Annotated in this window: 5 protein-coding genes and 1 pseudogene; 2 read left to right on the top strand and 4 right to left on the bottom strand. The window is 67.0% G+C overall.

Features of this window, described 5'->3' with window-relative positions:
* The 3 genes and pseudogenes from ABNU97_RS16525 to ABNU97_RS16515 form a co-directional block, all read right to left on the bottom strand.
* Positions 1–186: pseudogene (locus tag ABNU97_RS16525) on the bottom strand (acyl-CoA dehydrogenase); the annotation flags it as partial.
* On the bottom strand, positions 183–1232 hold the full coding sequence (locus tag ABNU97_RS16520; RefSeq protein ID WP_348767766.1) for a glycosyl transferase family 2: 1050 nt from the start codon (positions 1230–1232) through the stop codon (positions 183–185). The pseudogene ABNU97_RS16525 and the gene ABNU97_RS16520, both read right to left, overlap by 4 nt.
* 172 nt (positions 1233–1404) lie before the next feature.
* A complete protein-coding gene (locus ABNU97_RS16515; protein ID WP_348767765.1) occupies positions 1405–2469 on the bottom strand; it encodes a glycosyltransferase family 4 protein in 1065 nt (354 codons plus the stop codon).
* A 45-nt stretch (positions 2470–2514) separates the two neighbouring features.
* Here ABNU97_RS16515 and ABNU97_RS16510 point away from each other — a divergent pair, with 45 nt between their 5' ends.
* Together ABNU97_RS16510 and ABNU97_RS16505 are read left to right on the top strand one after the other, a co-directional pair.
* Positions 2515–4602: an HAD-IIB family hydrolase gene (locus ABNU97_RS16510; RefSeq protein ID WP_348767764.1), complete on the top strand. Its 2088-nt coding sequence runs from the start codon at positions 2515–2517 to the stop codon at positions 4600–4602.
* A complete protein-coding gene (locus ABNU97_RS16505; protein ID WP_348767763.1) occupies positions 4599–5474 on the top strand; it encodes a galactosyltransferase-related protein in 876 nt (291 codons plus the stop codon). The genes ABNU97_RS16510 and ABNU97_RS16505 overlap by 4 nt, the downstream gene beginning before the upstream one ends.
* Here the strand turns inward: ABNU97_RS16505 and ABNU97_RS16500 are convergent.
* Entirely contained in the window at positions 5471–6610 is a 1140-nt protein-coding gene (locus ABNU97_RS16500) for a glycosyltransferase (protein WP_348767762.1), read from the bottom strand. The genes ABNU97_RS16505 and ABNU97_RS16500 overlap by 4 nt on opposite strands.
* Between the last annotated feature and the right edge of the window lie 397 nt (positions 6611–7007).

The following is a 7007-nucleotide window of genomic DNA, read 5'->3' as shown; positions in this document are numbered from 1 at the left end:
CAGACGCCCGAGGGGCAGGTCGAAGCGCCCGGCGGCATAGAGGCGGCGCAGCAGTATCCGATAGGTCGCTGCGTCGGCCGGATCGTCGAACGCCAGGCCCGTTTGCAGGCGTGCGATGCCCGCGGCCATATAGGCGCTATCGCCGGCGTTGCGGTCGAGGCTGGCCAGATCGGGCGTGTCGGTCATGCGGTCGGACATCCGTAGGCGGTTTCCAGTTGGGCGAGTCGCTGCTCGGCGGAATCGAGCGCCAGTTCTTCGCTGTTTTCGGGGTCGGGCACGAGCCGCATGACGAAGCTTTCGGCGCTGGCGCATTCGCCTGCGATGGCACGCAGTTCGTCCACCGAGCGGTTGCTGTGCTCGGCCAGCGCGCGGGCCGTTGCGGCGTCGGCGATGCCGTCGAAGGCGGCGCGCGTCTGGGCGCAGAGGCGATAACGTGCCAGGGCTGTGTCGGGGTTCTGCACCGCGGGCATGTCGCGGCAGGACTGGCGGGCGCGCAGGGTATCGGCCAGGCCGTCGACGGCGCGCCCGTGCACGCGCGACGACGTAGCCACGCGTACGCCGCGATCGTGGCGCACGCGATAACCGGCGGCCCGGGCCGCGGTGACCAGGCGGACGTCTTCGTGGGTGGCGATATCGTCGAAACCGCCCAGCGCCGCATAGACGTCGGCCCGAAAGCCCAGGCTCGCGCCGCCCTGTGACGGATGCGAAGGGGCCGGGTCGTAGTCGAGTGGGTCGACCGTGCGTTGCAGGCAGCGCAGGCGTTCCCAGTAGCGTTCCACGCGGCGGTGCATATCCATGGGGGGCGCATCCGGGCGTTCGATATAGCCGGCCACGACGTCGGCCTGTTCGAGCGCGCGGATGCTGGCGTCGACCCAGTCCGCGGCCGGAACGGAATCGGCATCGGTACTCAGCAGCAGTTCGATGTCGCCGGGCTGGCGATCGCGGGCAAGCGTTTTTGCGCCCAGCGCCATGGCCGCGCGTCGTGCGCGCCCGGCACGGGCTGTCGCGAGGCGCTCGATCCGCGCGCTGACCAGCCGATAGCCGAGCTCGGCTTTGCGTGCCTGGACATAGGCATGGCCACCATCGTCACAGCCGTCGAACAACAGGCACACCACCAGATCGGCACGCGGCCGGTGCTGGCGCGAGAAGGCATCGAGCAGGGCGGGCAGGCACTCGCGTTCGTCGCGTACGGGTACACAGATCGCCACGCGCGTACGTGTGGCGCAGTTCATGGCCGGTGGCCGCGCCAAGCGGGCGCCGGGCGGGACAGCCCCGCGGCAAACAGGTTCACCCATGGGGCGTGCTCGAGTCGCTCGGCATAGGCATGGATGGTAGCCCCTGGGCGCAAACCGGGTAATGCGTAGTAATGCGGTCGTGAATGGGTTGCGCGCCATTGCAAAGTGCTCACGCATCCGCGAGCAGCCGGCGATAGAGGCGGACATAGTCGCGCGCCATGCGCTCGGCGGTGAAGCGTTCGAGAAAGCGTGCACGGATGACGCTGCGGTCGAGTTCGGGCAGGCGAGCCACGGCCGCCACGGCCTCGTCGATGCTGTCGACGATGAAGCCGGTCACGCCGTGCTCAACCACTTCCGGCACGGCGCCGTTGTTCCATGCGATCACCGGCGTGCCGCAGGCCATGGCCTCGATCATCACCAGGCCGAAGGGCTCCGGCCAGTCGATCGGGAAAATCAGCGCGCGCGCCGCCAGGAGCAGCTCGCGCTTGCGTGCATCGTCGATCGCGCCAACGTGCTCGATAGCGCCGCCCAGCGCCGGTTGGACGTGGTGTTCGAAATAGTACGGATTTCCGGGGTCGCGACTTCCGGCTAGTTTGAGTGCATGTTCGCAGCGTCGGGCAATGTCGATCGCGCGATCCGGACGCTTCTGATCGGTCATGCGGCCGATGAACAGCAGGCTGTGGTCGGGCTCGACCGGCGGCGGTGGGGCAAAGCGTGCCGGGTCGAGGCCGTGGGCAACAACGCCGCGGCAGTTGGACGCCGGTATCGTATGCGCCTGGCTGGCCGAAATGGCGGCCACCGGCAGGTCCGGAAAGGCGGAGAAGAAAAGCTGGCGGTCGAGTTCGTCGGTGCGCCAGTGGATGGTCGTAAGGCTGTGTTTGCGTTGCTCGCCCAGCAGGGCGGCATGAAAGAATTCGCCGTGGCAGTGGACGATATCGAAATCGGCCAGGCTTTCACGCAGCCGCTCCATGAGCGCGGCTTCGAGTACGCCGGGCAGCCCGGGCGGCACGTGGCCGTCACGGGTTTCGAAGAAGGCGAGACTTTCAAGCGCGCTCACACAGGGCAGGTCGAGCTGACTGTCGGCGCTTGCGAACACGGTGACCTGGTGGCCGAGCGCGTTCAGCGCATAGCTCAGGTCGACCACGATACGCTCCGTACCGCCGGCTTCGGCTGCGGGCAGGGGCAGGATGAGCGGTGAGATCTGCGCGATGCGCAGCGGCCGGTTCGGGGTCATGGCACGGGGATGATGGTTCACGGCGACACAGGATAAAGCGCGCCCATGTTTATCATGCACATCGCCCTGCAAGGGTGTCTTCGAGCCCACGACGTGGAATACGGGCTCACCGCCGATACCGGCGGGCATATTCGTTACCTGCTGGAACTGGCCCAGGCCTCGGCACGCGACCCGGATATCGAGCGGATCGATATCGTCACGCGCGCCTTCGATGCGGAATTCACCGCGGGCGACTATCGCAGCGGCTGCGAATACGTGAACCCGAAGGTGCGCATCATCCGCCTGCCCACGCCGGATTCGGCCTATCGCAGCAAGGAAGAACTCTGGGATCAGCTGCCGGCGTTCAGCGATCGGCTGGTCGGCTATATCGATAGCCTCGACCGGGCGCCGGACCTGCTGCATGCCCACTACGCGGATGCCGCCCATGTGGCGGCACAGGTCAAGAACCGGCGCGGTATTGCCTTCGTGTTCACCGCCCACTCGCTGGGCCAGCCGAAACGCGATTATGCGGCGGCGGCCGGACAGGCCAACGCCCCGGCGAACGTGGCCCTCGATCGTCGTATCGAGGTGGAAAACCAGGCGCTGCGCGATGCGAGTCTGGTGATCGCCAGCTCACGCGACGAAGCCGAGCTTCAGTATGCGCAGTACCCGGCATACGACCCAGGCCGTATCCGCGTAATCCGCCCGGCCAGCGACCTGCAGGCCTTCGCGCGTTCTCAGCCCAACGCGCGGGTACACGCGCTGATGTCGCGTTTTCTCAACGAGCCGGACAAACCCGCGTTGCTGGCCATTGCACGCCCGGTTACGCGCAAGAACCTGGCCAGCCTCATTCGTGCCTATGGCGAGTCCCCGGCGCTGCAGGAACGCGCCAATCTGGTGATTCTTGCCGGCGGCCGACAATCCCTGGATGCGCTGGAACCCGAGATCGCCGACAACCTGCGCGAAATGCTGGCGCTGATCGATCATTACGATCTGTATGGCCGCATTGCCTACCCCAAACAGCACCACGGCGCCGATGTGCCGTCAGTCTATGCCTGGGCACGCGAGCGCTGCGGGCTGTTCGCCAACGTAGCGTTCAACGAACCCTTCGGCTTGACGTTGCTGGAAGCCGCGGCCGCGGGGCTGCCGGTCGTCGCCACCGATTCCGGCGGGCCGAACGACATCATCGAGCAGTGCCACAACGGCGTGCTGGTCAACCCCTGTTCCACCGATGCCATCGCCACGGCCGCCATCGAACTGCTCGACGACCGCGAGCGCTGGCTGGCCTGCCAGGCCGGTGGGCGCAAGGCCACGAGCGTGTTCGACTGGGCCCGGCACGTCGATTATTACCATCGGCTGCTACACCGCCTATGCGATGGCGTGCCTGAACGTCGGCGCCGCGCCGCTGCGCCGGCCGATGCCATGCTGGTCTGCGATATCGACGGCACGCTGGTGGGCTGTGCGCAGGGGGTGACGCACTTCAATGCCTGGCATGCCGGCCAGCCGCGGCTGCGCTTCGGCGTGGCGACCGGGCGCAGCTTTCATAGCGCGCTGCTGATTCTCGAGCAGGCCGGCATTGCCTGGCCGGATTTTCTTATCGCCTGCGTGGGCGCCGAGGTGTATCGGCTGGCGGCCGACGGCGTGACCTATGTCCGCGATACCCGCTGGGCCGCTCGCATCAACCACGGCTGGGAGCGCGCCACCGTGGCCCGAGTGCTGGACGGCGTGGACGAACTCGTCGCCCAGTCGCCGCTGGAGCAGCGCGAGCACAAGATCAGCTATCTGTGCGAGCCGGGGCAGGACATCGCCCCGCGCCTGCGGGCGCTGCTGGCCGACAACGGGCTGCAGGCACGGGTGATTCACAGCAACGATCGCTGCGTGGACGTGCTGCCGATACGTGCGTCGAAAGGCGCGGCGGTGGCGTATCTGGCCGAGGCCACCGACACCCACCACGAGCGGGTTTATGTGGCCGGCGATTCGGCCAACGATCTGGACATGCTTCAGATGCTTCCCTGTGCGATCGTGGTGGCCAACTATCGCGACGGGCTGGCCCAGGCGGCCGGGCTGGGGCATGCCTATCTGGCGGGTGCCAGCCATGCGCGGGGCGTCATCGAAGGCGTGACGCACTTTCAGGCGCGTTGCCACGCGTCGTGAAGACGAGCGTACTCACCCTGGTGCGCGACCGGTGCGCGCATCTGGTCAACCTCATGCACGGGCTCAATGCTCAGTCGAGCCCGCCGGATGAACTCGTCATCGCCTGGATGCAGCCCGAAATCGAGGACGATCTGCCGGTCACGGATTTCGCCGTGCGGCATGTTCGGGTCGCGGGCGCGCATCTACCGCTGGCACGGGCCCGGAATCTGGCCGCCGAGCGTGCCGCCCACGAAGGGCTGATCTTTCTGGACGTGGACTGTATCCCGGCGCCTGAACTGGTGCAGCGCTATCGCGCGGCGTTGGTCGAGCGGGCCGGTTTGTTCATGGGCGAGGTGCGCTATCTGCCGGCGGATGCCGTGCGCGTGGACGCCGCTGGCAGGCCGGATTTCGAACGCCTGGATCGGCTGGGTGAGCTTCATCCGGCGCGCCCACGGCTCGCCACCGACGCGCCGCTAGCCGAAGGCGACCCGGGCCAGCTCTGGGGGCTGTCGTTCGCGCTGCACCACGCCGACCATACCCGTGCCGGCGGCTTCGACGAGGCTTACGAAGGCTATGGCGGGGAAGAAACCGACTATGCCTGGCGTCTGGCAATGGCGGGCATCGACTTCTATTGGCTTGCGGGAGCGCGTGCCTGGCATCAGCACCATGCCCTGTACCGGCCGCCGTATCCGCATTTCGAGGCGATCGTCACCAACGCCCGTCGGTTCCATGCTCGCTGGGGACGCTGGTGCATGGATTACTGGCTGGCCATGTTTCGCGACGCCGGCCTGATCGACTGGTCGCCTACGGCAGGCGATATCGTGGTACGTCACCGGCCGAGCGTCGAAGAAACAAGGGCTGCCCGCCTGGACGGCGAGGTCCGCTACGGCTAGTTGGCGGCCATTGCCACCGGCTGCGGGGCGCGTCTGTCGTCGTCATGCCATAGCGTTTCCATGCGCGACTGCAACCAGCCGGCCGCCCGGGCCGCCGCCTCGGGCGAATGCAGGCCGCGCTGGTGTTCGATATCGAGCTTTCGGGCTCGTTCAAGCAACGTGCGCCAGCCGTCGAGATCGCCCGGCCAGTTGCGCAGGTGGATCGCCGCACCGACGGCGGCCAACGATTCGGCCTTGCGCTGCTGTTCGTCGAAATAGCGCCACTCCGGCGCGCAGATGAACGCACGCCCCGTCCGCATGACTTCGTGGACCGTATTGTCGCCGGCCGAGGCGAGCACGATATCGGCGGCAGCGATGTAATCGCTGGTATGCGATACCCAGCCGTGGTTGACCAGGTTGACGAAGTCGGTTTCGTGCCCCTCGCGGTGCAGCGGGCCGACGGTGACGAACAGCGTTTCGGGCGCGGCCCGGGCGGCCACGGTCAACGGGGCATAGGGCGTACCCGCGCCGCCGCCGCCGGTGATGGCCACCACGATTTCACGATCAAGCGGCAGGCCCAGCGCCCGGCGTGCCGCGGTTCGATCGTTGCCGTGTTCATGACTGGTGCACAGCCCGCCGCTGTAGAACGTCTTGGCGCGTGCCCAGTCGGGGTAGTCCGCCTGTTCCAGACGTTCGTCGAAGGGGGCGAGCATGCCGGCACAGGCATCGTAGGCGGCCAGGTGCCCGGCATCGCCGCGATTGCCGTGCATACGGATCTTGATGGCCGGCACGCTCGCGATGCGTGCGAGCAGGGCCAGTTCGGCCGATACGTCGATTACGAACAGCCCGGTATCGCGATCGTCCAGATGGTCGAGAATACGGCGCATGGTCTGGCGCATGGCGGCCAGGCCCAGCGGTACGCAGTGCATGACCGATGGCGTGGGCTGATCGTAGAGCTCGGGCGTGGGTACGGGCGCGCCGATCATGTTCGGCAGGGCAATGATTTCGATATCGCGCTCGAAGCCATCGAACAACGACGGGTCCGCCGTGAGCACGCTCACCGGTTGTGTCGCCGGCAGCTCGCGCACGATCGCCATGGTGCGCTGGGCATGCCCGCGGCCCTGGTGATGAACGAAGAAACTGATCGGCTTGGCCATGGCGAACGCGTCGAAGCCCGGGGTGGCCGGGCAGGGAATCTATGCGGTCATGATCGGCCCAGCGCGCGTTCGCGGAAACCGTAGTTTCCGGTAGTCGTGTACGAAACGTCCGTGCGCGCTCGGGGTAGCACAAGCGCCATCCGAGAATTCGCGTATTGGCTCTGCACACAGGTAGAAACGAAAAAACCGCCCGAAGGCGGCTTTTTCTGCCCCGGTCACCCGTTGTCTTGCGGGTGCCAAAGGCTCGGTTGGCGGCCAGCATTCAGCCACGGGCTGAATGCTGCAAGGCCGTGCTGTTTAGAACACTTCGAACAGGCCGGCTGCACCGATGCCGCCGCCGACACACATGGTCACGACCACATACTTGGCGCCGCGTCGCTTGCCTTCGATGAGGGCG

Origin of the sequence: uncultured Salinisphaera sp. (assembly GCF_964012375.1) — a bacterium.
Taxonomy (GTDB): domain Bacteria; phylum Pseudomonadota; class Gammaproteobacteria; order Nevskiales; family Salinisphaeraceae; genus Salinisphaera.
This window is presented reverse-complemented; position numbering and strand designations above follow the sequence as displayed.

Coding starts and splice junctions, on each gene's coding strand:
- ABNU97_RS16520 (WP_348767766.1), bottom strand. CDS start 1,232: ATGAACTGCGCCACACGTACGCGCGTGGCGATCTGTGTACCCGTACGC.
- ABNU97_RS16515 (WP_348767765.1), bottom strand. CDS start 2,469: ATGACCCCGAACCGGCCGCTGCGCATCGCGCAGATCTCACCGCTCATC.
- ABNU97_RS16510 (WP_348767764.1), top strand. CDS start 2,515: ATGTTTATCATGCACATCGCCCTGCAAGGGTGTCTTCGAGCCCACGAC.
- ABNU97_RS16500 (WP_348767762.1), bottom strand. CDS start 6,610: ATGGCCAAGCCGATCAGTTTCTTCGTTCATCACCAGGGCCGCGGGCAT.